A 25,035-nucleotide genomic window follows, 5' to 3' on the forward strand; every position below is an offset into this window, starting at 1 on the left:
ATAGTTATCGTCGGACCTTTAGAAGACTCTGGCTTAGGTTGAGGAGCCGTATTTTTACTTCCACTACTTCCACCAGCAGCAATTGCAATACCCGCAGCTAATGGTACTAATGCTAATAACCACCATGGGTTAAATACCCAGAAAGCACTAGAAAGCTCTTCTCCCCCTAGTGCTTGCGGTGCAGCACTTCCTTCGGTCAACATACTCACTGCATCTGCTTTTACACCAGATTCAGGAACATAGGCATAAATGCCACCACTTTCGTGTTGACCAACGATCAAATTGGTCACTTTTTCTGAGTTCTCATCACCGTAGTAACCCTTAATCACCACATCCGAATACATATCTCCATCTTCTAGAAAGATTTTTAAATCTTTCCCTTCACGCTTAGCAATAATATTTTGTGGGCTAAATCCTGTTTGATCGTCAATCAATTGGTAGTTAGATTTATCTCTTGCCTCAAGAACTAATGCATCCCCTTTCTTAATTTTATGAGAGGCAATCACTTTTTTTGCACTTAATACTTTTAATGTAGTCGACATATTAATTCCTTAGATACTAAACTTATTTCGTTCCGTAAACCGTCACTTCAACACGACGGTTCGGTAAATTACATTGTTTTTCTGCAGCCCCGGATAATCCACCACAGTTCGTCACAACAGGTTCTTTCTTACCATAGCCAATTGCTTTCACAGGTACGGAAATACCCACTTGTTGTAACTGCTGTTTCACACTATTAGCTCGTTTCTCTGACAAGGAGAGGTTATAACTATCCGAGCCCAAATTATCTGAATGCCCTCCCACAACAATGTGAGAAACATTTAAGGTTTTTACGTGAGTCATAAATTGTTCTAATTTTTCACGACCATCCGGAAGAATATCTTTATAGCTATATTTATCAAAAGCGAATAATGCACTGCTATCTACTGCAATCGCTGCGATCACAACAGGCGGTTGACAGTTAGCTGCATTAGGCACCCTTGATAAGGTTTGATTCTCTTTCGGTAAATTTGCAATTTCTTGTTCAGCAATTGAACGCTCTACACGTTGTAAGTAAAGTTGCCCATTAGCCTCTTGCGATACCTTAACATATGCGACTTCACCTATAGGCAGCGTATAGCTCACCCCCTGTGTGCGATTACCAAATTTTTGATTTATGCTGAAAGATGTACTGAATAAATGTTTATCCGCGCATACCGGCACTGCACTGTAAGCATTTGGTAACAATGATGCTTGGTAGTTTCCATCTATATAAATATTGGTCGCAGGCCCCTGTAGATCTCCCTGGCGATAAAACACCGCTAAGGATTGGTTCTCACCCAGTTGGGCAGAAATTTTACTTTCGTTGAAGTTATTCCATACTTCTAATGGCTGACCATCACGTGAACAACCAGTCAAAGCATAAATAATGCCTAAACTAAGTAATGTTTTATTCATAAAAAAACCTCTTAAATAATTAAGTTATCAATAATAAAACAACCCAGCATGTTCAATTAAAAGCATCCTGAGAAGATTTAAGAAAAGTGTAGAAATCAGGAAAGGAAAAACCTAGTTGACAGTTGACAGTTGACAGTTGACAGTTGACAGTTGACAGTTGACAGTTGACAGTTGACAGTTGACAGTTGACAGTTGACAGTTGACAGTTGACAGTTGACAGTTGACAGTTGACAGTTGACAGTTGACAGTTGACACATTTTTATCCCTAATATGTTTAAGTCAAGATTTATTCCATATTTGTTGTATTGGTCAAACTAGCACTAGCACCAACTGCTTAGGGGTACTACCTAATTTTCGTTAAAATTTAAAGAAAAATTTACAACTCAACAAGCTTATTTACAAAAATTTACATAAACTCATCTTTTTATAAACAAAAGTTATTTAAACTTAACCACACTTTGTATATAAAACATCCCTAATTGTCATAGATTGATACGTTAATTAGACTAAGCCATCACAAATGTTAAAGAATTTAGACTCCTTAATTTGAAAGCAAGTCGTTCTATTACCAGTTTCACTAAATAACGGAACCCTTTACTCTTATCTCATTCATTTCTCATTTCGTTACGACTCTCAAAAGACTACATTAAAAATAAGATAGCTATTGAATCCTCCCAATCCTTCTACATTAGGGAAATATTGGGAAAACTCATACAGAACGAAAAATCAAAAAAACTGACTTTTCACTCTAACAGTGATAGGATAGGAGAATTGCTAAGACATAAACATCGTGATAATCATGTCGACCATTTTAAGAATTGCTACTCGTCAAAGTCCGCTTGCGCTATGGCAAGCGAATTTTGTTAAAGATCGTTTAGAAGCGCTTCATCCTAGTCTCTCCGTGGAACTTGTGCCCATGATCACCAAAGGTGATGTCATTCTTGATACGCCTTTGGCGAAAATTGGAGGAAAAGGCTTATTCGTTAAAGAATTAGAAAATGCGTTGTTAGAGAAACGGGCCGATATTGCCGTGCATTCCATGAAAGATGTTCCGATGCAATTTCCTGAAGGGCTTGGATTAAGTGTGATTTGTAAACGAGAAGATCCACGTGATGCCTTTGTTTCCAATCGCTATACATCACTTGACAAGTTACCTAAAGGGGCGATTGTTGGTACATCAAGTTTACGCCGTCAATGTCAGTTAAAGCAATTACGACCGGATTTAGATATTCGCTCATTACGTGGCAATGTCGGCACGCGTTTAAGTAAATTAGATAAGGGGGAATACGATGCGATTATCCTTGCTGCAGCGGGATTAATTCGCCTAGGAATGGAAGAACGCATTACTTCCTTTATTGATACCAGCCTTTCTTTACCTGCTGCCGGTCAGGGTGCTATCGGGATAGAATGTCGAACAGATGATATTGCCGTGCAAACATTACTTGCCCCTCTTTCAGATCAAGAAACCACAGCCTGTGTATTAGCGGAAAGAGCGATGAATGCTCATTTACAGGGAGGCTGCCAGGTGCCTATTGGTGGCTATGCAGTATTAGAAAACAACCAGATTTATTTAAGAGCCCTTGTTGGTGAACTTGACGGTTCATCCCTTATCAAAGCGGAAGGAAAAAGTGCGGTTGAAAATGCAGAAGAATTAGGTGTTCAAATCGCAGAGCAACTGCTCAGCCAAGGTGCGGATCGTATTCTTAGCAAAGTTTATGCCCAAGGGGAGCAATAATGGCTGTGCTCGTCACTCGTCCCGATGAACGAGGAAAACAACTGGTTGACTTACTCAATCAATCGGGAGTCGTAGCATTGCATTTACCTTTATTTACCTTTGAAAGTGGCAATGATCTTGGCGATCTCCCCAAGAAACTAAACCAGCTCAACACCGGCGATTATGTCTTCCTTGTCTCTAAAAGTGCGGTCGATTTTTCCGTGAGAACCTTGAAAGAAACCGGTTTTTCTTGGCGTGAAGATTTACAATACTTTACGGTCGGGCAGAGAACCGCGCAGTATTTTTCTTGTCAAAGCGAGCAAATTACCCGTTATCCTATTTCACAAGAAAATAGTGAAGCTTTACTTGCCCTTCCCCCTATGCAGCAACTTAATGGAAAACAGATTTTAATTTTACGTGGCAATGGCGGACGGGAATATTTTGCCGAACAAGCAAGACAACGGGGGGCAAATGTCGATATTTTGGAATGTTACCGCCGAGAACCTATTAATTATAATAGAGAGGAGCAAACCAGCATCTGTAAACGCTCCGGTGTGGATACTTTAGTCGTCACCAGCATAGAAATTTTGCAAGCACTCATTGAATTTGTTCCGGAAAATGAGCAGAATTGGCTTAAAAATTGTCGCTTAGTAGCAGTAAGCCCACGAATCGCTGAAGCTGCAAAAAGACAAGGCTGGCAAACCGTTATCTTATCGCCAAAAGCAGATAATCAAACTTTGTTAAAAACATTACTTAGCTAAATGACCTAATAAGGAATGAATATGACGAAAAATCAATCAAATGAAGTGCTAGAAAATCTTGATGATAGCGTACAAAATACGGTTGAAAATCAAGCAGATACACTCTCCCAAGCACCTCAAACTATCGTAAAAAAAAGTGGAACGGGGTTAAGTTTGCTCGCTATTTTAATCGCCTTGAGCGTGGGAGGCGCAGGCTATTATTTTGGTCAACAGCAAGTGAGCGAAATTCAACAAAAATTGACCGCACTTGAAGGGCAAATGATTCAAACAACGCTCAATCCTTCCGCCGAAAATAGTCAAGCGCAAGTTGTTACTCTTGAAAAAGCCAATGCTGAAATACAAGGCAAAGTAAGCCAGCTTGAACAGCAGATTTCTGCAAAAGAACAAGCCTTGAGTGCCATACGTCAACAGCTTGATTATGTGAGTAAACAAGCAGCAGCACAACAACCTAATGATTGGTTATTTTCTGAAGCTGACTTCTTATTAAACAATGCGTTACGTAAATTAGTCTTAGACAACGATGTCGATACCGGCGTATCTTTGTTAAAACTTGCCGATGAAACACTCGCAAAAATAAATAATACCGATGCAATAGCCGTTCGATCTGCCATAAATCAAGATCTGAAACAACTCCTTTCAGTGGATAGTATCGATCAAAACTCCGTCATGCAACGTCTCTCCCAATTAGCAAACTCCGTGGATGAACTGCCTGCACTCAATGTCAATTTTGGCGATGATCCAAATTCAGAGAAATTATCCGATTCTTTAGACGATTGGCAGGCAAATGCAGAAAAAAGTGCGGTTTCTTTTTTAAATCATTTTATTCGGATTACGCCAAAACAAGGGGCGGATAAAAAAGAATTACTCGCACCAAATCAAGACATTTATTTACGTGAAAATATCCGCCTTCGTTTGCAATTAGCCATTATGGCAGTACCACGCCAGCAAAATGACTTATACAAACAATCGTTAGATGCTGTAGCAACTTGGGTGCGTAGCTATTTTGATACCGATACTGAAGTGACTCAAAGCTTCTTAAAATCCGTTGACGAGTTGGCCGAACTCTCAGTTTATGTGGATGTACCAAACCAATTACAAAGTTTGAATTTGTTGGATAAACACCTCAATCGTGTACCGGTAGATGTACAAAAAATTGAAATTCAAGCAGAAAAAGCTTTCAATGAACCACCTAAAACAGAGGAAGCAAATAGTCAAGACGAACCGAAAGGCGTTTCCTCAGAGGAAAAACCAACAGCCGAGCCACAACAATAAGGATAGACTATGTTTAGAACACTCTTTTTAATGCTGGCTTTACTCGCCGGATTAATTGCAGGGCCCTATCTTTCAGGTCAGCAAGGTTATGTGCGAATTGAAACGGCAAACAATATTTATGAGATGTCCATCACAACTTTAGTTATTTTATTTATCGCAACACTTGCAATAATTTATGCGGCAGAATGGATAGTGAACCGTTTTTTACGTTTAAGTAATAACACTTATAGTTGGTTTTCACGCCGTAAACGGGTAAAAGCCCAAAAACAAACCCTTGAGGGTTTAATGAAAATGAATGAGGGGGATTATGCCAAAGCAGAAAAACTCATCGGAAAAAATGCGAAACATTCTGAAGAACCCATTCTGAACTTAATCAAAGCCGCTGAAGCAGCACAACAACGTGGTGATGAATTTAGTGCAAACCGCTATTTAATTGAAGCAACAGAGCTCGCCGGTTCAGACAACTTGATTGTAGAAATTACCCGCACTCGAATTCTATTACAACAGCGTAAACTACCGGCTGCACGTAGTTCAGTAGATAGCTTGTTGGAAATGACAGACCGCAATAAAGAGGTCTTAAAATTAGCTGTTGAAATTTATACTCAATCCAAAGCCTATCAAGCCCTTGATAATATTCTAGAGCCAATCCAACGTTCAGACTTGTATTCTGAGGAAGAGTTTAAAGCATTGCAAATGAAAACCGAAAATGGTTTACTTGATGAAAAAATGAATGAAGAAGGGGTCGATGGCTTACTCGCTTGGTGGGAAGAGCAACCACGCCGTCGCCGTAACGATTTAGACTTAAAGGTGGCGTTGATTGAACGATTAATTGATTGTAATGATCACGAATCTGCCTATGAATTTACTCTTGAGGTGTTGAAAAAATGGGGCGATAACACACCATTAAGCCAGACACTTTGCACACAAATAACACGTTTACAACCAGTTGATAATACTAAATTAATCAAAATAATAGAAAAACGAGCAAAACGTACGGATGAAAATCAACAATGTAGTCTCCAACGTTCCCTTGGCTATTTGTATGTCCGTAACAATGAATTTGCTAAAGCAGCCGAGTCATTCAAGAAAGTCATAGGTTGTCCAAAAGAGCTTGAATCAAACGATACCATGATGGCGGCTTATGTTTTTGAACAAGTCGGAGATAAAGCGATGGCAGAAAAAATCCGTCAAGAAAGCCTACACCATGCAATGTCGATCCAACCTAACGAGGTAGATAAAACTGAAGAAAATCCTACCGCACTTTTAGAAGAAAAAGCATAGTAGAAAAGGCGCAATATTTGTTTATTGCGCCTTAATTTTATCCGGTTAGATTGATTTCAGAAGCAACACGACTGCTTCACTGGCGATTCCTTCGCTTCTTCCGGTAAAACCTAATTTTTCTGTCGTTGTCGCTTTCACATTGACTTGCTCGATATCGCAGCTCAAGTCATCGGCAATCACCGCTCGCATATCATCAATATAAGGACGCATTTTAGGTGCTTGAGCAATAATGGTGACATCAACATTACCTACTTTATAGCCTTTCTCTTTCACTTGGCGAAAAGCCTCTCTTAACAAACCTCGGCTATCGGCATTTTTATATTGCATATCGGTATCGGGAAAAAGTTTTCCTATATCCCCTAACGCAGCAGCCCCTAACAGAGCATCCGTCAATGCGTGAAGGGCAACATCACCATCAGAATGAGCAATAAAACCTGTATGATAAGGAATTTCAACGCCACCAATAATTAATGGTCTATCTTCACCAAAGGCGTGTACATCAAAGCCGTGTCCAATTCTTATCATTATATTTTCCTTGTTAAATAAAATTCTGCTAATGCGAGGTCTTCAGGTCTTGTCACTTTGATATTATCACGCCTTCCTTCGATCAAGTGCGGTCGAAATCCGGCAAGTTCCATCGCTGAAGCCTCATCTGTAATAACACAATGTTGTTTTAATCCGTTATCAAGGGCATGTTTTAGCAAATCTGCTCGAAAAAATTGTGGTGTTTGAGCTTGCCAAAGTTGTGAGCGATCCTCTGTTGTAAGAATATCTCCCAATTCATCACTGCGTTTAATCGTATCCGTTACCGGAATGGCAAGAATTGCCCCATGCTCATCATTGATTTCTAGTAGCTTATTTAAATCCGTTTCTGTTAAACAAGGTCTTGCGGCATCATGCACTAATGCCCACGCATTTTCTTCGCTAATCGCTTCTAACGCATTTAAAACCGATGCAGCTCTAGTCTCCCCCCCCTCGACAAGTTGAATTTTTTTATGAGTGAGAACGGAAAGTGCCGAGACATACGGATCATCTTTTCCTACCGCCACAATAATTCGGGAAATCCTAGGATGATCAATCATGATACGCAGAGTATGCTCTAAAATCGTTTTACCTAAAACTGTTAAATATTGTTTCGGTCTATCCGCGTTCATTCTCGAACCCACCCCAGCCGCGGGGATAATCGCAATAATCGTTCGTGACATTATTTATGCTCTTTCACAATGTGGTAGAAGATCTCGTTTTCTTTTACAAGATCATGTTGCATTCTGGCACGCTCTTCAATAGATTCAAACCCTTTCGTTAAGCCTTGAATTTCCGCTGAAATCATTTGGTTTCTCTGCACGAGTTTTTCATTTTCAGCTTTATTTTCAATGATCTGCGCTGAAATGGCTTTATAATCCAAATAGCCATTCTTGCCAAACCAAAGATCGTATTGGAAAAGCGCAAGAATCCCCACAAGTATGACAATAAATATCCGCATAATTATTTTGTCTAGCTTACTGTAAAAAATGCCCATAGTTTATCTTGAAATAACAATAAAGGCGATGGAAAAGTGCGGTCAAATTTTGTGTATTTTTTCATCACCTATTAAATGGGACTAAATGTGATCTTAATCACAAATTTACGAGAATAGCTCCTCAATAAAATGAAATTTCATCGAATCTCAAAGAAAACTTGCTATACTTTTTCCGCCCTATTTTATCTTCTAAGAGGAAAATACAATGAAAAAAGCATTAAAAATGACCGCACTTGCTACAATTTCTGCTGTTGTATTAGCAGGCTGTACAAATAAGATGGATTCGCAAGAGCATGCCAATATGCAATTAGAGCAACAAGCCGTGTTAGGACTAAACTGGATGCAAGATTCAGGTGAATATCAGGCTTTGGCTTATCAGGCTTACAATACAGCAAAAGTGGCATTTGATCAGGCAAAAGTCGCCAAAGGCAAGAAAAAAGCCGTTGTCGTCGATTTAGATGAAACGATGTTAGACAATAGCCCCTACGCAGGCTGGCAAGTTAAAAACAACAAGCCCTTTGATGGTAAAGACTGGACTCGTTGGGTAGAGGCCCGTCAATCTCGAGCTATTCCGGGTGCGGTAGAATTTAATAACTATGTGAATTCTCATAAAGGAAAAATGTTTTACGTGAGTAATCGTAAAGATAGTAGCGAGAAAGCCGGCACAATTGACGATATGAAACGATTAGGTTTTAAAGGTGTTGATGAATCTGTCTTTTATTTGAAAAAAGATAAGTCAGCCAAGGCTGCTCGTTTTGCTGAAATTGAAAAACAAGGTTACGAAATTGTGCTCTATATTGGTGATAACTTAGATGACTTTGGCGATACGGTTTACGGTAAATTAAATACAGAACGCCGTGATTTTGTGGCGAAGAATCAGGCTAAATTTGGTAAAACTTATATTGTCTTACCCAATGCGAACTATGGCGGCTGGGAAGGCGGCTTGAAGAAGGATTATTTTAAAGGCGACACCCAAAGTAAAATTGAGGCACGTTTAGATGCCATTCAAGCATGGGATGGCAAATAGTCATTGATTGAAGATAAAGCGTTGTAAGAAGCAACGCTTTTTTATATTACGTTTGCTGAGCCTGTTTTTCTTTATCAGCGGCAAAATCTGCCCCTTTTGCAATCATACGTAATTGTAAAATCACGCGTTGTTTGAGTTGCTCACGTTCTTGTTTGGTCATATCTAACGCATTTGCACCGGCAGTAAAGACAATCGTCACAATCCCTTCCGCCTGCACATAGGCAATATATTGTGGATATTGATGTTTATGAGCAATATATTCCGCTAGTTCATCTACAAAATGTTTAATTTCTCTTGCTGCGGCAGTACGGAATGCCTGCGATGTCCCCGAACTTTCCCGTAATAATAATCGGAATACGTTCGTACTGTTGGTAATAAATTCAAAGAACGTATCAACTGACACAGCAATCACACTCCCACCGGCATCAATACGTTTACGAGCTTGACGCATAAGTTGGCGTAAAATCAATCCTGCTTCATCTACCATTTCTAAACCTAACTCATCCATATCACTAAAATGGCGATAAAAAGAGGTAGGGGCGATACCTGCCTCACGGGCAACCTCTCGCAAACTCAAATTAGAGAAACTTTTCTCTGCACTGAGTTGGTTAAATGCGGCATCCACCAAAGCACGACGGGTTTTTTCTTTTTGAATTGCACGAATGCCCGCCATTATTTTACTCCGGCAAGAATGGATTCAACCTCAGCTCTGACTGTTTTTGCCACACGCTCATAACGACTACGTAGCGGCGAGCCCGGTCGATATACCAACGCAATACTCCGTGCCGGTTCAGGAGAATGGCATGGAATATATTTCACACCTCTTCGCGTGCCCTCATTTCTAACTGCAAGTTCCGGCATAAATGTAATACCGGCATTAGCCGCCACCATATTACGCAATGTTTCAAGACTGGTTGCTTGAAAATGTGAGTTTTCCTTCGCACCTGAGACAAAACAATAATCTAATGTTTGATTGCGTAAACAATGTCCATCATCCAACATTAACATTTCTTGGCCGGTTAAACTGCTCATTGAGATATTTTTTTCTTTCGCCCAAGGATGTTCCTCCGGAACCGCCAGTAACATTTTCTCTTCAAAAATCGGCACTTCAATAAATGCCTCGGTCTGTTGCACTCTGGCTAAAATAGCACAATCTAAGCGTCCGGTTTCAAGCTGTTCTAATAATTGCTGTGTTTGAGCTTCATAAAGGAAAATTTCTAGATCAGGAAAAGCTGCTTTTAAAGTTGGCACAATATAAGGCAGCAAATAAGGCCCGACCGTAGGGATTAAACCGATATGGAGCGGGCCTGTCATTTCTTTGCCTTGATTACTTGCCATTTCTTTTAATAATTTCACTTCACGTAAGACTGTACGGGCTTGTTCAACAAGGAGCATACCGGATTGCGTAAATAGCACCTTTCTGCTCGTACGTTCTAATAAAATAATCCCAAGTTCATCTTCAAGTTTACGAATTTGCCCACTAAGAGTAGGTTGACTCACATTGCATGAATCGGCCGCACGGCGAAAATGTTTATACTCAGACAAGGCAACTAAGTATTCTAAGTCACGAATATTCATGAAGTCTTTCCTTATAGAAAAAGTCAATGAAAAAAATAAAATTAATTGGTTGAAACTATACCATAAGTTTGACTATAATCCAGCTTTCAATTAAAACTTGACTTAAAAACAAGGAGAAAATATGTCTCTTACTGATATGAGCGGTAAAAAAGTACCAAATGTCACATTCCATACCCGCCAAGGGGATGCCTGGGTTGATGTCTCTACCAGCGAATTATTTGATAACAAAACCGTCGTTGTATTTTCACTTCCGGGCGCATTTACTCCAACTTGTTCATCCACACACTTACCTCGCTATAACGAACTAGCTTGCGAATTTAAAGCGGCCGGTGTGGATAACATTATCTGTATTTCTGTCAACGACACCTTCGTAATGAACGCTTGGAAAGCCGATCAAGAATCAGAAAATATCACGGTGATTCCTGATGGTAACGGTGAATTTACTGAAGGTATGGGAATGCTTGTAAGTAAGGAAGACTTAGGTTTTGGTAAACGTTCTTGGCGTTATTCAATGCTAGTGAAAAACGGTGTTGTAGAAAAAATGTTTATTGAACCGGAAGAACCGGGTGACCCATTTAAAGTTTCCGATGCCGATACTATGCTCAAGTACTTAAAACCGGGTTGGACAGCAAAACCTTCCGTTACAGTATTCACAAAACCGGGTTGTCCATTCTGTGCTAAAGCAAAAGCCTTATTAAAAGCTAAAGATTATACCTTTGAAGAAATCGTTTTAGGTCGTGATGCAAGCACAATTTCTGTTCGTGCTATTACAGGCAAAACCAGCGTACCACAAGTCTTTATTGGCGGCGAATATATTGGTGGTAGTGACGATTTAGAAAAATATTTTGCATAACGAGGAATGCAAGTTTAGCTGATTTATTTAATTTGGAACTTTTATGAAAAAGCCAAACACTTTACTGAGTTTGGCTTTTTTATGAGCGAAATCTTGCCTAAATTCAACCGCACTTTACCCTTTTATGAAAGCCATCACCTTATCGCCAAAAAAGTAAAATGCCAATCCCAATCCAACAATTATCAACCCAACCAATTTTGTGATATTAACTTCCCGCACAGGCATACCGATTAAACCAAAGTGATCTATCGTTAAGGCCGCAAGCAATTGCCCGATAATGATAAAAAATAACATTGCGGTAATACCAAGTTTGGGCGCAAGCAATATTGTAGTAAACACGGCTAACGCACCTAGCACGCCCCCCAATAACTTCCACCAAGGTTGATGTGGAAGTGCGGTCAAACCTTGCCACAAATCTGCTTTGAATAAAGCAACAAAAAAGAGCAAGATTGTTCCCACTGAAAAAGAAATAAATGTAGCGATAATAGGTTCACTCCCCACGGCTTTTGCAAGCTGGGTATTGATCGCGGATTGGGAGGCGAGCGCCACCCCTGCAATGAATGCAATTAAAAGATAAATAAAAAACATAGCCCCTCCGAACCAATCAAATTATAGAAGTTTCATCACCATCGTCAAATGGGAAAACACCGGAAAAATTGACCGCACTTGATTTTTTCATACGAAGATCTTTCTATCGTGCTATACTCGCCACCCATTATTTACAGAGACATTATCATTATGATTAAAAAAGCAAGCTTAACAGGGCTTCTATTATTCGGTATGTTTTTCGGTGCCGGCAATTTAATTTTTCCTCCGGCCTTAGGCGCCCTATCCGGCGACCACTTTTGGCCGGCGATTTTAGGTTTTGTTCTATCCGGCGTTGGTATTGCTATTCTCACTCTAATTATTGGTATGTTAAACCCCAAAGGTTACGTGGACGAAATTTCCCAGAAAATTTCACCTTGGTTTGCGACCACTTATTTGGTGATGTTATATCTTTCAATCGGCCCTTTCTTCGCCATTCCCCGCACAGCAACCGTGGCTTATGAAGTCGGCGTATCTCCAATGTTATCCGCAAATATAAGTGAATACGGATTAATCCTCTTTACCTTACTCTATTTCCTTGCTGCTTATTTTATTGCACTTAATCCTTCAAAAATTTTAGATAGTATTGGGCGTATTCTCACTCCAATTTTCGCTCTATTAATAGTGCTTCTTGTGGGATTAGGCATCGCCAAATATGGCGCAGAATTACCTCAAGTAGCAACTGGCGACTATATAAAAAATGCCTTTGGAACAGGCTTTATTGAAGGATATAACACCTTAGATGCCCTCGCTTCCGTGGCATTTAGTGTGGTGGCAATTCAAACATTAAAGCAGTTGGGATTTCGTTCTCGGAAAGAATATGTATCCACTATTTGGTTGGTGGGAATCGTCGTAGCACTAGGTTTTAGTGTGCTCTACATTGGACTTGCTTACCTTGGAAATCATTTCCCCGTACCTATGGAAGTGATGAATGCCGACATAAATAAAGGGGTCTATATTTTATCTCAAGCCACACAAGCAATTTTTGGTGAATCCGCACAATGGTTTTTAGCCGTTATGGTTGCGATGACCTGTTTCACCACCACCGCAGGATTAATCGTTTCTACCGCTGAATTTTTCGCAACACGTTTCCCACGTTTTTCCTATAAACACTATGCTACGGTGTTTACAATACTTGGATTAGGTGTCGCCAACTTAGGTTTGAACGCAATCATTCATTTCTCACTCCCTGTATTACTCCTGCTTTACCCGATCACTATTGCCATTGTCGTGTTGGTGATTGTGGATAAATTTTTCCCTTTGTCAAAAATGGGAATGCAACTCACGATTGCACTCGTTACCTTTGTTTCACTCGCAAGCGTACTGGGAGAACAGTGCCAAGTTTTATTCATGACAGAATGGATTAACCGTCTCCCCTTTGCAGACCTTTCTCTGCCTTGGCTTATTCCGGCATTAGTGGGCTTATTGCTCGCAATGCTTCTACCTCGCCATAAAAAGAGAGAATAGCATGGTAAAAGTGCGGTCAATTTCACAATAAAAGACGAGACCGACCCATTTTCATTGTAACAACACAAAACGCACCTTTTGGTGCGTTTTTTTATCCGATAAATACAGGCTTTCTCTCAATCTACCCTCGCCTACATTTCTGTTTATGTGCATTTGCGACATCATACCTTAAACGTAATTACCATATCTCTCCCGACCTTTGTTCTTTTCAATTCATCGCTTTCCTCCCATTCATATGATGAATGTTCCCCACTCAGCATAATTTCAGACAAACCGACATCATCATTTCGACCATAAAAATACGCTTAGTGACAACCCGATACTTTCATCACAATTGTTGAATATTTTTCAATAGGGTTATGAATAAAAGGCTATTTTTTACAAAAATCAAAACGCTTACAATCACATCATATTTCATTTTTTTATTAAGGAACAACAATGAAAAAAACGTCTTTATTTTTAACCGCACTTTCCCTTGCTGTACTTTCCGGTTGCCACAATAGCAATTCATCGATCTTGCAAATTGAAAAACAAGGAAGCTTTACCGTGGGTGGTCGTTATGTTACTCATAAAGGCACATTTTCGCAGGAAAAATTTACCTCACCTGATGGGCAACGTGCTTATGGCGATTTTGCTTATGTGAATTATCAAACGCCGGTGAATGCCAAAAAATACCCATTGATTTTCCAACATGGTGGTGCACAATCTAAACGCACGTGGGAAACCACAGTGGACGGCCGTGAAGGTTTTAATAATCTCTTTTTACGCAAAGGTTATAGCGTTTATTTACTCGATCAACCTCGTAGCGGTGAATCCAACCTTTCAACCAAAGCATTAGATCCTGCAACGCCTTGGGCAAGCAATCCAATGTATGGCGATAGAACCTTCTATATTTTATCCCGTGTCGGTCATTATGATACACAAGGCACAGCTGTCCCTAATGCCCAATTCCCTGTTGGAGAACAATATTATCAAGCCTTCCAACAAAGTTGGTCGGTTGGTTCTGGACCGTTAGATAATGACTTAAATGCCGATGTATTAGCACAATTAGTCAATCAAACTGAAGGGGCTGTTTTAGTCACACACTCAATGGGTGGCACAATAGGTTGGCGTGCAGCAATCCGTAGCGATAAAGTGAAAGCGATTGTGGCGTATGAACCGGGTGGTACGCCCTTTGTTTTCCCTGAAACGGAAATGCCAAAAATTACAAAAGCACGCGTTGAACATTTATCCGCCACCGCAATCGGTCTGCCAATGAATGAGTTTATGAAACTCACCAAAATCCCCATCGTCTTGTATTACGGTGACTACATTAAACTCGGTTCTGAAAATGTCGGTGAAGATAAATGGGGTACAGAGTTTGCCATGGCAAAACAGTTTGTGGATACCATCAATAAACATGGCGGCGATGCAACACTTATTCATTTGCCAGCCCTCAATATCAAAGGCAATTCTCATTTCCTAATGGGTGAGAAAAACAATCAACAACTTGCCGATTTAATGGAAAAATGGCTGAAAGAAAAAGGATTGGATAAATAACCTCTAAATCAAGATGGGATGCGTTGCCAAACAACCTATCCCATTCTTTTTGGCACAATCAATTTAGGATGAAAATAACTCAAGTGAAAAATTTATTACTTCCCTCTCTTTTATTTTTTTATTCAGCCTCTACCTCGGCTTTAACATTATTCGATATTGAACCAAGCAAAACCAAATTAGAATTAACCGGCTCAATGAGAGTGAATATAAGCGGCTCTTCTACAAGAACAGAATATGCTGATAATAGCGTTCAACGACCCCACCAATCTCCTGCTTTTACAAATGATAGCTCCCGTTTTGGTTTTAAACTAACGCAAGAATTAGGCGATGGTATTTATACCGTTGGAAATGTTGAATGGCGTTTTCGGGGTACATCGGATTCCAGACATAACTTTGATGATATTTATACCCGACAACTCAACGCTGGATTTGGGCATAAGAAATACGGAGAACTTTTATACGGAAACATCTTATCCATTGCCGATGAAATCCGACGAACAGACTTAGCGAATGATTTAACGATTTCCTATCCCTTATTACCTGCCCTGCAACGTAGAATTTTGCAATATACGCACACCATAAATAACTGGCGATTCGGTGTATTTTACGGTGGAAAGAGTAAACGTAACAGTTTAGGATTGGATTTAACCAATAAGCGAAAAAATGTATGGGGCGGCGGCATTGTTTATACACATAAATTCAATGAATTTAACAGCACCAAAATCGCTTTCGGTATGATTAGAGAACAATTTTACAATCCCCAAACCAATCAGACCACTTATTCTATGGGAGGAAGTTATACCTATCGCAGTACGACAATAGGGCTTGATTTGGAACAAAGACGAACCAAAAATCGAACCTCAATTAATGACAAGCGATTAGAAAATGATATGAGATTGGTACTTGTCCAACAATTAAATCCGGATTGGCGGCTATATGGGCAATATGGAAGAAACCTCAATAAATTACAAAGTCAACTCAGTGATAGCACTCGTGAAACTGGACATAGATATACTGTTGGTATTGATTATTTTGTGATACCGCAATACGTTAAGTTATTTACCGAATTTCGCCAAGATTATCGAAAACATTATGTTAATCAAACATTTCAACGTAAAACCAAAGAAAATACTACTGCCGTAGGTATGCGGATTTATTGGTAAATATCAACGGAATGATCAATCTTTAACGAAAGTGCGGTCAAATTTTAATAAGATTTTACTCTTTTTTAATTTTGCTAAAAATTTGACCACACTTTGGATGGTTTACCGAAAATTGCCTCGTCAATCAATATTAATTATAACGCTACTTTCTTTCCTTTCTCGGCACTTTCAAACGCTTTTTCAATAATGTGTAAAACAAACACGACTTCTTCCATTTTAATTGCGGGTTCAGCCCCGTTAACAATGACCTGATACAAATTATCCACTAAATCCAAATAACTCACTTTTGCATTAGGATAAGGTTTACGGATAATTTCCCCCTCAACTTCCGTATGTAAAATCCCCCAATCGCTTTCATTTTCTTCATTCCAATTTCCTTGCGGAATAATGCCTTGATTTAGTAAGCTTTCTTGATTATCGGTATGGTGTTTGATATAAGAGCCAAGATCGCCGTGCAAAGCAAAATGAGGTGTCGTTTCACGCACGTATTTACTCGCTTTTACCGCCACTTTTAACCCATTTTCATAATAAAGGTGAATATCAAAATTATCGTCTGATAACGCCCCTTGATGTTGATAACGAATGTCGGCAAACACAGCTTGTGGTTTACCAAATAAACTGACTGCCTGATCAATCAAATGTACGCCAAGATCATAGACTAATCCCGTTCCCTTATCACCCGTTTCTTTCCATGCTTTGGCATTTTTATCTTTCGCATAACGATCGATTCTAATTTCACCGTCCACCGGCTTGCCAATTAAACCTCGCGATAAAATTTCACGAGCGGTAGCAACCGAGGCATCCCAACGGCGATTTTGATAAGTATAAAGCACGACGCCTTGTTGTTTGGCTAACTCTGCCAATTCCACTGCTTGGGTGGATGTCGCCACTAAAGGCTTTTCTACTAACACATGCTTTTTGGCTAATAGTGCTTGTTTAACAAACTCATAGTGGGTTTGATTAGGGGTAGTTATCACAATTAAATCCACCTCATCGGTGAGTAATTTTTCAAAACTTGACACAATATCAATATCAGGAAACCAAGCTAATGCCCTTGTAGTTGAGCGTTCAAAAAATTTTACAACCTTAAAACGGTGATCATTTTTAAAAAAGGGAACGTGGAAAACACGAGTAGAATATCCACTTCCTGCAATGGCAACATTGATTTTTTTCATATTTAGCTATCCTTAATTGATAAAATTATGGCAAATATAAAATCGTTTTTATTTATCTGCCAGTACAGAATACATAATAGGCTCACTTGGCCTAATCTGTGGCATATTTGTTCCTAAATAAAAGTGATCTGCATCTCAAATATCGTTTTGAGGTGCAGATCAAAGTGCGGTCAAATTCACCATAGTTTTTATAAAGTTGACGAGGAGATAATTATTTTGCCTCCGAAAACTTCAAAATGGCTTCCGGCAAACGTAAACCGACAATATCAATAGCCTCCAATTCTTCACGGAATTGAGCAAGTTCTTCATCAGAGAATTTCACATCGTCCGCCCCTAAATTATCCAATAAATGGCGGGATTTAGTCGTCCCTGGGATTGGTACGATAAAATTTTTCTGCGCCATTAACCATGCGAGAGAAAATTGTGCCGGTGTACAAAGTTTGCGTTTTGCCCATTTCTGTACAAGTCGAATTAACTTCACATTTTGCTGCATGGCTTCCGGTGTAAAACGAGGAATAATGCCGCGTAGATCTTGACTAGGATCGGACGAAAAACGACTGCTTTCGTCCACATAGCCCGCCAATGTCCCCATGGCCAATGGCGACCAAGGGACAAAACCAATCCCTAATTCTTCACAAACAGGAATCACATCTTTTTCACGCCCCCGAAAAAACAGTGAATATTCACTTTGCACCGCCGTTAAAGGCTGAATCACATGTGCTTTGCGAATCGTTTGTTCACTAGCTTCTGACAAACCCCAATTCAATACCTTACCTTGTTTCATTAAATCCTGGATTGCCCCAGCCACCTCTTCAATCTCGACATTAGGATCAACACGATGTTGGTAGAGCAAATCAATTCGGTCAGTTTGTAAACGTTGCAGCATACTGTCCACCACTTGTTTGATATGCTCCGGACGACTATTGAGCTTACCGGTGCGTTTACCGGTTTTTTGATCGATATCCCAACCGAATTTGGTTGCCAGCACCACTTGATCTCGAATACCTTTCAACCCTTCTCCCACCACTCGCTCGCTTTCAAAAGGCCCGTAGGCTTCCGCCGTATCAAAAAAGGTGACACCATGATCAAATGCCTGATGTATCAAACGCACCGCATGATGACGATGAGGTTGTGGCACAGCATACATATTTTGTCCTAGTCCTTGGCAGCCCAACCCTAAGCTTGAAACCCTTAAGTTTCCCAATTGACGCTGACTTGGAATTTTATCTTCAGAGGCTAGCCCACCCTGATTTAGCGTATTTGCCACAACCGATGTTGCCGTTCCCCCCAATCCCAATGCTAATGCGGTCAAACCACCGCTTTTTAATAACTGACGTTTAGACTGATTAACCATGTTTTACTCCTATCAAATAAGAAGACAACTATTGTAAAAGCAAAAAATTGTTTTGATTAGATAGTGATGATTGAATAAGCTTGTGAATGAAATTCAACAATTGTATGAAAAAGTGCGGTCGAATTTGAAAAAGTGTTCAGAATGGTACAACAACTGCACAAAAACAGGAATTTCAATGAAATGTAGATAATGACTACAAAGTAAGAAACATTTTTTCCGTCACTTAAATAAGAGGAATTTCTATGCTTTTCTAGCATCTAAACCGGGGAAAACCTGTTCCTGACAGTAAAATCAGAGAACGTTACAACCATCTGAAATCGCATGCTTTGTTTGGAATTTTCATCGGCTATATGCCGCCTACTATGTTTTACACAATAATTTTTACTTTCTTCACCTGAACTGATCACTAAATTTGGTTTCAGCAAAAAAGATATTGGTTTTATTTCTAGCACAATGCTGATTATGTACGGGTTATTGATTATTTACTCACTTGAATCATCACAACGCCTATCAATAACACAAATAAACCAACAATTTGGATAGCATTAACCGGTTTTTTACTCGCACCAAGCAAGCCAAATTGATCAATGATTAAACTACCGAGTAATAATCCAAATAATGATGTCACAATTGCCCCACCTGTACCAATTTGTGGCACGATTATCACAATTCCACCGATATAAACCGCCCCCAATAAACCACCTAACCATTGCCACCAAGGTTGAGGTTCTTTCAACGCATTTTTGAGATGCCGCCAAGCAGTCAGTTCTTTGAAACAAATAACCAATGCCAATAACAACGTCCCCATGATGAATGGCACAAATACGGAAAGTGTCGTGGATTGTAACGTTTGTCGTAATGCAGTATTGATTGCAGGCGTAATGCCGGAAGCGATACCACCGCCAATGCCAAGAATTTGCCAGAAAATCAAAGAATATTGACCGTACTTTTCCGGACTATTTCGCTTGAATAAAGGGAGAACAATCGCTATCACGATGCCAACCATCACGATAGTCAACCCCAAAAAACGCAAGAGAGAAAAGTCATATTGTGGTGCTGAAAACCAACCAAAGGTATCAATTAACGAACCAGTGATAACCTGCCCCAAAATTGGCATAATCGCCGTTTGAACACTGCCTAAACGAGGGAAAATCAAAATATTCACCGTTAAACCGAACATCGCCAATAATCCCCCCAACCAAATCCACCAAGGTGATTGAATGAAAGTTTCAGTCGAAATGGTAAGCGGTTCATTTTGAATTAAAATTAGCAGAATCAATAGGATAGAACCTACACCAAAAGAAACAAAAGAGGATAATAAGGGAGATCTCACATTTTGGCGTAAAACCGAATTCATTCCCGTTTGAAAGGCAATCCCTATTCCCACCAACACCCCTATTGGGGCGGAAAATAAAGCAATCATTGTTTTTCTCCAATAAATAACATTAAACGCATTATAGATTGCCAAAATTGTTTTGATTAGATGGAAAAAATTGAATGAGCTATTGAGTGAAATTCAATAATAAGTTTTGGGTAAAAAGTGCGGTCTAATTTCAATAAGTTTTTGTCAAACAACGATTAACTCATTATCTGATAATTTTGTCAGTCAATATTACAAAAATAACATGAGAATTTTGGACAAATTCTACTTTGCCCCTAAAATTAAAGTAACTCTTTATAATCCGCTTTATTCAAGGCATATTTTTTCATTCGTAAATACAATTTCTTACGGGGAATTTGTAGATAATTTGCCGCTTCATTAATTCTTCCTTGAAAGCGATCTAACACCTCTATAATGATCTGCTTTTCATACTCATCAATAAGATGATCAAGCGATAGTTCACTTTGTTCCTGCATCAACGAGAAACGATCATTTTGGACGGTAACACCGACTGCATAAAGTTCGGCTGTGTGAATTAATTGGGTGATATTGCCAAGCCACTGTTGGGAGAGTAGCTGCTTAATAAAATTTTCACTCACAAGCGGTTTCTTTTTATTTAATTTTTGACAGGTTTGGGCTAAATAATGGCGGAAAATCGGCTCGATATCAGAAGTTCGATGAGAAAGCGGCAAACATTCTATTTGTGTTAAATTAAACGCATAAAAAAGCTCCGGTAAAAGATTAAATTCTGTCAATAATTGGTATGGTGAATATTGACTAATTCCAATAAAACGAAAATGCTGTTGCTGAATTGATAATGCCAGCCTTTTCTGTGCCGCTTGTGAGAGATATTCAATATTTTTAAGCTGTAACAGCCCCTGTTTGGCTTGTTCAAGATGGGGCTGTAATGCTTCAATATCACAGGGGGCAAGCAATTCTAGGCTATGTTGAGGCGAAAATCGGTCTGCCGAAAAGCGGGCAAGATGTTGGGCGGCTAGAGTTCTCCCTGTGCCAACCTCACCAAAAATAAAAATCGGTAATGAGGTTTCCCCGAGTTGTTGTAAACGTTGGCGAAATTGTTTAATCCAATGGCTCTGTCCGATAAAACCGGTTTCTAATGCTTCTTGCTGGGCATTTTTAATCGCGAGTTGGTGTTGTCGTTGGCTCAACGCTTGTTCAAGCTGTATCAATAGTTTTTCCGGTTTGATGGGTTTTTCAATAAAATAAAACGCCCCTTGTTGCATGGCTTCAATGGCCATTGGCACATCACCGTGCCCGGTGATGAAAATCACCGGAAGATATTTATCCCTTTGATGTAAACGGCTCAAGAGTTCCCAGCCTGACAGTTGTGGCATATAAATATCGCTCACCACGACACCTTTCCAATTTTCAGGTATGATCTCCAGTGCATCTAACGGATTATTGATCGCCTTAATTCGATATCCCTCTGCATTTAATAGTGATTGGTAGGCAGTCAATACATCATTATCGTCATCAATCAGTAACACCGTTTCTTGATCTAACATTTTTCTTCCCCACTATGTAAAAATTCTAAAATAACAACCGCACTTTTAGAAAGGCTGGAGGCAATCGCCAATTTCCCCCCAAATTGTTGCATAATACGCTGGCAAATTGTTAAACCTAATCCTAATCCGACACTTTTAGTGGTGAAAAAAGGTTGTAATAATTTATCAGCATTATCCGTTTGCCAGCCACTACCATTGTCTTCAATAAAAACACAAGTTTTGTCTTGGTAGCAGACTACATCAACTTGAATAATAGGTATAGCTTGACCCGCCTCCAGAGCATTTGAGAGGATATTAACGAAAACCTGTTCCAACAAAATTGGATTTATAAGCAAGCAAACATCCCCTTTAATCTGCAGCTCGGCATTGAGAGGTTTATGACGGAGTTCTAATACATTCCATGCTTCAGTCAAACTTTGTTTAAGGGAAACCACTTGATGGGGTGTCGATGAAATTTCATTTTTAGCAAATTGACGTAATGCTTTAATAATATTAGCGATGCGCTCTATTAATTTTTCTATCTTTTCAATATCAAGATAACTTTGCTTATCTTTTTGCTGTTCAAGACGTTTTTTTAGCGTAAAAAGATAAATTGATATGGCATTCAAAGGTTGATTAATTTCATGAGCAAGTGTCGTCATTGTTTGCCCGACAACCGCCATTTTAGCCGCTTGGAGCAATTCATTTTGGGTTTCCTGTAAATCTTTTTCAATTTTTTCTCGTTCTTGCAAAATTTGAATATGATTATTTAATAATAAACCAATTTCTGTCAGCTCATCTTTTCCACTGACATTGATCGGTTGATTTATTCTACCCAGATTAAGGTTTTCGATAGCATAAATGAGTTGTGAAAAACGGTAACTTAAACGGCGCTTAACATAATATTGATTAAATAAAGCAATTAGAATAAGAAAAATAAGCAATGAAGAAATAATAATTACTCCACTTATTTTTGTCTGTTGTTTTAAATTCTCATTTAGTCGGGTAAAACTTCCTCTGGTTTCATTTAATTCTTGCTTTATCATTTCTTGAGTTTTTGCAACGATATCATTTTTCTGAGATTGAATATTTTTTAATTCAGTTTGATAATGAGTGATTTCCTGAACAAGATTATCTAATTCATGATGGGGTTCAATCATTTGATATAAATCATTAAACATCTGTTGCAATGGCACAATACTTGGATTCTTGATTATGTGGGAAGGGGCTTGAATTAATGCTGTAATTAGTTGCTTTAAATAAGCATAATCCTGCAAAATTGTAGTTTGATTAGGATATAAGTTATATAAAAATTGTACTAACTCGGTTCTAATTTGCTCTTCTTTATCTGCTAATTGATATAAATAAAATAACTCATTCTCTGATTTAGCTTGGTTTTTCTCATTAAGCAAAGAAGAATGTTTCAAAAAATAATTATTCTGCCAGTTTAATTCTTGAATTTGAGAAATAATTTCATTATTAAAATCATCATTTAGCCATTGAATCTTCGTTAATAATGTTTGTTTTTGCTGTAAAATCAAAAAATTATTAGATAAATTATTATCAATTTGGGTAGTGAGTTGAATTAAATCATTTAAGTATTGCTTAATCGTTGATCTTTTTTTCTGTTCAAATAACAAAGAAGATAACGTTTCAATTTCATTTAGCTGATGTTTAAGATTTTTAAACATAACCTGCCGGTTCAAATTATTTTGTAAATAGTAAAAACGTTCCAGATCATTAAAAAAAACATTAAACTTATCCTCCAATTTTAGGGCGGCATTGGTTTTTGGAAAATAATCTTCAATAATATAATTAACTTGTCGATATTGAGTATACCAAGCAGATAGACTTACAAGCCCAATAAGTAATGTTAATAGTAATCCAATGATTGAGGCTATTTTCAAATGCTGGGTGATTTTTCCCTGTTTCATTTTATGTCCTCTAATTGTGCAAGTACCGTATTAATCCGTTGTTGGAAAAAGTCCGTCCATTTCTTCTCTTGCTCCAACAAAAAATATCGATCATTTTTAATTCTTTTCAAATAAATCGGATCTATCGCTTGCTGCTCATTGACCGGAATTAAGGTTAATTGATGGCGAAGTGCGGTCAATTTTCGATTTGTTTTTTGTTCTTGTTGATAAATTAATGCCCAAATATCTTTCAGCTGATTAAGACGAAATGTGACAGCATTATCAAATAATTTTTCAACGAGATGTTGCCTTAATAATAAAATATCGTAATCAATCGGTGTTTGTGCTAACAGCTTTTTTTGTTGTTCGTATTGACGGCTATTTGGCGCTAAAGGTTTAAGTGGAAATTTTGCCATATTTGGCGAAGTAACAACTTCCTGCCCTTCCGCACTTAACAAAAATTGAATAAATTCAAGTGCTGGCTTTGAGGCTTTATTATTTTTATGTACGGCAATAAACGCCGGTGAAGCAATAGAATGAGGAAAATAGACAAAACCAAAATCCTGATTATTTAGGTTATTCGCATAGCTATCAATACTAATGCCCGCTGTTGCTAAACCGAGCTTAATTTTTTCTGCGACATTAAAGCTACGGGAAGAAATCAAGGATAGATTACCTGATAGTGTTAAAATTTCTTGCCATCCGGCAATCCACCCTTTTTGTTGTAAAAGCATCTCTAGCATGATGTGATTACTGCTGGATCGAGAAGGGGAACTGAGTAGTAAACTATTAAAATAAGCAGGATCAGTGAGGCTGTTCCAATCGCGAGGCTCCGGTAAATGATGTTGTTTAAGTAAATTTCGGTTAAATAAAATGCCGTAACCGGAAAAAGCAATCGCCGCTGTGGTTGATTTTAGTTGAGAAGGTACAAGTGCATTTTGATAAGTTTTTGGTAATTCCAACAATAATCCCTTTTCCTGTAAATCTTGGAACAGAAAGGGGGAAGAACTCAGTACTAAATCAACTTTTTCTATATCCGGTTGGATTAATAAACGCTTAAGTGAATTTGAGGTTCGATTAATCAAACGGACTTCTTGGTTGGGAAAATTGTTTTGCCATTGTTTAATGATATGTTCGGTCGTTTCCGGGGAAAAAGTCGTCGCTATCACAATTTCATTGGCTAATAACAACGGACTAATCCAAGACAGCAAAATAAAAAGTAAAAGTTTCATCACAGAGTTCGTCCCTATTTTGTGATCTAAATCACAAATTTTAAATTTTCTTTTTTCTGATTATTTTCATTATGGTGTGAAATTAACTCAATTTTAATAGCTGGAAAACTACTTTCTTCAACCTAACAATTTATGGGTCATTTTTGACACCTAAATATTAAAAAATCGGTCATTTTTGTGCATTTTTATCTGATTTTACCCATCATTTTAATCGGGTTAACATACAAAATAATTACTACAAAGTAAGAAACATTCTTTTTTTCATCATTTAAATAAGAG

Annotated in this window: 22 protein-coding genes and 1 pseudogene; 9 read left to right on the plus strand and 14 right to left on the minus strand. The window is 38.6% G+C overall.

The window, feature by feature from the left end; translation table 11 throughout:
- Positions 1-542 (minus strand): annotated as a pseudogene (locus BKK54_RS10150) (cell wall anchor protein); the annotation flags it as partial.
- A gap of 22 nt (positions 543-564) precedes the next feature.
- Positions 565-1,437: an OmpA family protein gene (locus tag BKK54_RS10155; protein WP_077542963.1), complete on the minus strand. Its 873-nt coding sequence runs from the start codon at positions 1,435-1,437 to the stop codon at positions 565-567.
- A gap of 799 nt (positions 1,438-2,236) precedes the next feature.
- Between BKK54_RS10155 and hemC the strand changes: the two genes are divergently transcribed.
- Genes hemC through BKK54_RS10175 form a run of 4 tightly spaced genes read left to right on the plus strand, consistent with a single transcriptional unit; the run spans position 2,237 to position 6,465 of the window.
- A complete protein-coding gene (hemC, locus tag BKK54_RS10160; protein ID WP_077542964.1) occupies positions 2,237-3,172 on the plus strand; it encodes a hydroxymethylbilane synthase in 936 nt (311 codons plus the stop codon).
- Positions 3,172-3,912 carry a uroporphyrinogen-III synthase gene (locus BKK54_RS10165; protein ID WP_077542965.1) on the plus strand — a complete coding sequence of 247 codons (741 nt, stop codon included), beginning with the start codon at positions 3,172-3,174 and terminating at the stop codon, positions 3,910-3,912. Before hemC ends, BKK54_RS10165 begins: the two co-directional genes overlap by 1 nt.
- A 21-nt stretch (positions 3,913-3,933) precedes the next feature.
- On the plus strand, positions 3,934-5,184 hold the full coding sequence (locus BKK54_RS10170) for a uroporphyrinogen-III C-methyltransferase (protein WP_077542966.1): 1,251 nt from the start codon (positions 3,934-3,936) through the stop codon (positions 5,182-5,184).
- 9 nt (positions 5,185-5,193) lie between these two features.
- Positions 5,194-6,465 carry a heme biosynthesis protein HemY gene (locus tag BKK54_RS10175; RefSeq protein ID WP_077542967.1) on the plus strand — a complete coding sequence of 424 codons (1,272 nt, stop codon included), beginning with the start codon at positions 5,194-5,196 and terminating at the stop codon, positions 6,463-6,465.
- A 45-nt stretch (positions 6,466-6,510) separates the two neighbouring features.
- Here BKK54_RS10175 and ispF read toward each other — a convergent pair whose 3' ends face one another.
- From ispF to ftsB, 3 genes are read right to left on the minus strand one after another with little or no spacing between them, the layout of a single operon-like run.
- On the minus strand, positions 6,511-6,990 hold the full coding sequence (gene ispF, locus BKK54_RS10180; protein ID WP_077542968.1) for a 2-C-methyl-D-erythritol 2,4-cyclodiphosphate synthase: 480 nt from the start codon (positions 6,988-6,990) through the stop codon (positions 6,511-6,513).
- On the minus strand, positions 6,990-7,670 hold the full coding sequence (gene ispD / locus BKK54_RS10185; protein ID WP_077542969.1) for a 2-C-methyl-D-erythritol 4-phosphate cytidylyltransferase: 681 nt from the start codon (positions 7,668-7,670) through the stop codon (positions 6,990-6,992). Before ispD ends, ispF begins: the two co-directional genes overlap by 1 nt.
- Positions 7,670-7,948, minus strand: coding sequence for a cell division protein FtsB (gene ftsB, locus BKK54_RS10190; RefSeq protein ID WP_077543004.1), 279 nt, complete (start codon positions 7,946-7,948; stop codon positions 7,670-7,672). Before ftsB ends, ispD begins: the two co-directional genes overlap by 1 nt.
- A gap of 241 nt (positions 7,949-8,189) precedes the next feature.
- Between ftsB and BKK54_RS10195 the strand changes: the two genes are divergently transcribed.
- The gene (locus BKK54_RS10195) at positions 8,190-9,011 is read left to right on the plus strand and encodes a 5'-nucleotidase, lipoprotein e(P4) family (protein ID WP_077542970.1); all 822 of its coding nucleotides are present in this window, start codon (positions 8,190-8,192) and stop codon (positions 9,009-9,011) included.
- A 46-nt stretch (positions 9,012-9,057) separates the two neighbouring features.
- Here the strand turns inward: BKK54_RS10195 and fabR are convergent, their stop codons facing one another.
- Together fabR and oxyR are read right to left on the minus strand one after the other, a co-directional pair.
- A complete protein-coding gene (gene fabR, locus BKK54_RS10200) occupies positions 9,058-9,684 on the minus strand; it encodes an HTH-type transcriptional repressor FabR (RefSeq protein WP_077542971.1) in 627 nt (208 codons plus the stop codon).
- Entirely contained in the window at positions 9,684-10,589 is a 906-nt protein-coding gene (gene oxyR, locus BKK54_RS10205) for a DNA-binding transcriptional regulator OxyR (protein ID WP_077542972.1), read from the minus strand. Before oxyR ends, fabR begins: the two co-directional genes overlap by 1 nt.
- A 121-nt stretch (positions 10,590-10,710) precedes the next feature.
- Between oxyR and BKK54_RS10210 the strand changes: the two genes are divergently transcribed.
- Positions 10,711-11,442, plus strand: coding sequence for a glutathione peroxidase (locus tag BKK54_RS10210; RefSeq protein WP_077542973.1), 732 nt, complete (start codon positions 10,711-10,713; stop codon positions 11,440-11,442).
- A 114-nt stretch (positions 11,443-11,556) separates the two neighbouring features.
- On the opposite strand, the gene BKK54_RS10215 is transcribed toward BKK54_RS10210, so the two are convergent.
- On the minus strand, positions 11,557-12,030 hold the full coding sequence (locus BKK54_RS10215; RefSeq protein WP_077542974.1) for a DMT family transporter: 474 nt from the start codon (positions 12,028-12,030) through the stop codon (positions 11,557-11,559).
- A gap of 150 nt (positions 12,031-12,180) precedes the next feature.
- Here BKK54_RS10215 and brnQ point away from each other — a divergent pair, with 150 nt between their 5' ends.
- From brnQ to BKK54_RS10230, 3 genes are all read left to right on the plus strand, one after another.
- Positions 12,181-13,494 (plus strand): branched-chain amino acid transport system II carrier protein, encoded by a 1,314-nt coding sequence (brnQ, locus tag BKK54_RS10220; RefSeq protein ID WP_077542975.1) that lies wholly within the window; start codon positions 12,181-12,183, stop codon positions 13,492-13,494.
- 438 nt (positions 13,495-13,932) lie between these two features.
- Positions 13,933-15,033 (plus strand): alpha/beta hydrolase, encoded by a 1,101-nt coding sequence (locus BKK54_RS10225; protein ID WP_077542976.1) that lies wholly within the window; start codon positions 13,933-13,935, stop codon positions 15,031-15,033.
- Positions 15,034-15,101: 68 nt separating this feature from the next.
- On the plus strand, positions 15,102-16,196 hold the full coding sequence (locus BKK54_RS10230; protein ID WP_077542977.1) for a porin: 1,095 nt from the start codon (positions 15,102-15,104) through the stop codon (positions 16,194-16,196).
- A gap of 134 nt (positions 16,197-16,330) precedes the next feature.
- On the opposite strand, the gene BKK54_RS10235 is transcribed toward BKK54_RS10230, so the two are convergent.
- From BKK54_RS10235 to BKK54_RS10260, 6 genes are all read right to left on the minus strand, one after another.
- Positions 16,331-17,371, minus strand: coding sequence for a Gfo/Idh/MocA family oxidoreductase (locus BKK54_RS10235; RefSeq protein ID WP_077542978.1), 1,041 nt, complete (start codon positions 17,369-17,371; stop codon positions 16,331-16,333).
- A 211-nt stretch (positions 17,372-17,582) separates the two neighbouring features.
- A complete protein-coding gene (locus tag BKK54_RS10240) occupies positions 17,583-18,725 on the minus strand; it encodes an aldo/keto reductase (RefSeq protein ID WP_077542979.1) in 1,143 nt (380 codons plus the stop codon).
- Between the two features lie 478 nt (positions 18,726-19,203).
- Complete coding sequence (locus BKK54_RS10245; RefSeq protein WP_077542980.1) at positions 19,204-20,148, minus strand: DMT family transporter; 945 nt, start codon at positions 20,146-20,148, stop codon at positions 19,204-19,206.
- Positions 20,149-20,387: 239 nt separating this feature from the next.
- Positions 20,388-21,632 (minus strand): sigma-54-dependent transcriptional regulator, encoded by a 1,245-nt coding sequence (locus BKK54_RS10250; protein WP_077542981.1) that lies wholly within the window; start codon positions 21,630-21,632, stop codon positions 20,388-20,390.
- Positions 21,626-23,545 (minus strand): ATP-binding protein, encoded by a 1,920-nt coding sequence (locus tag BKK54_RS10255; RefSeq protein ID WP_077542982.1) that lies wholly within the window; start codon positions 23,543-23,545, stop codon positions 21,626-21,628. The genes BKK54_RS10250 and BKK54_RS10255 overlap by 7 nt, the downstream gene beginning before the upstream one ends.
- Positions 23,542-24,756 carry an ABC transporter substrate-binding protein gene (locus tag BKK54_RS10260; protein ID WP_077542983.1) on the minus strand — a complete coding sequence of 405 codons (1,215 nt, stop codon included), beginning with the start codon at positions 24,754-24,756 and terminating at the stop codon, positions 23,542-23,544. Before BKK54_RS10260 ends, BKK54_RS10255 begins: the two co-directional genes overlap by 4 nt.
- Between the last annotated feature and the right edge of the window lie 279 nt (positions 24,757-25,035).

Source organism: Rodentibacter genomosp. 1 (assembly GCF_001999285.1).
Classification (GTDB): Bacteria; Pseudomonadota; Gammaproteobacteria; order Enterobacterales; family Pasteurellaceae; genus Rodentibacter.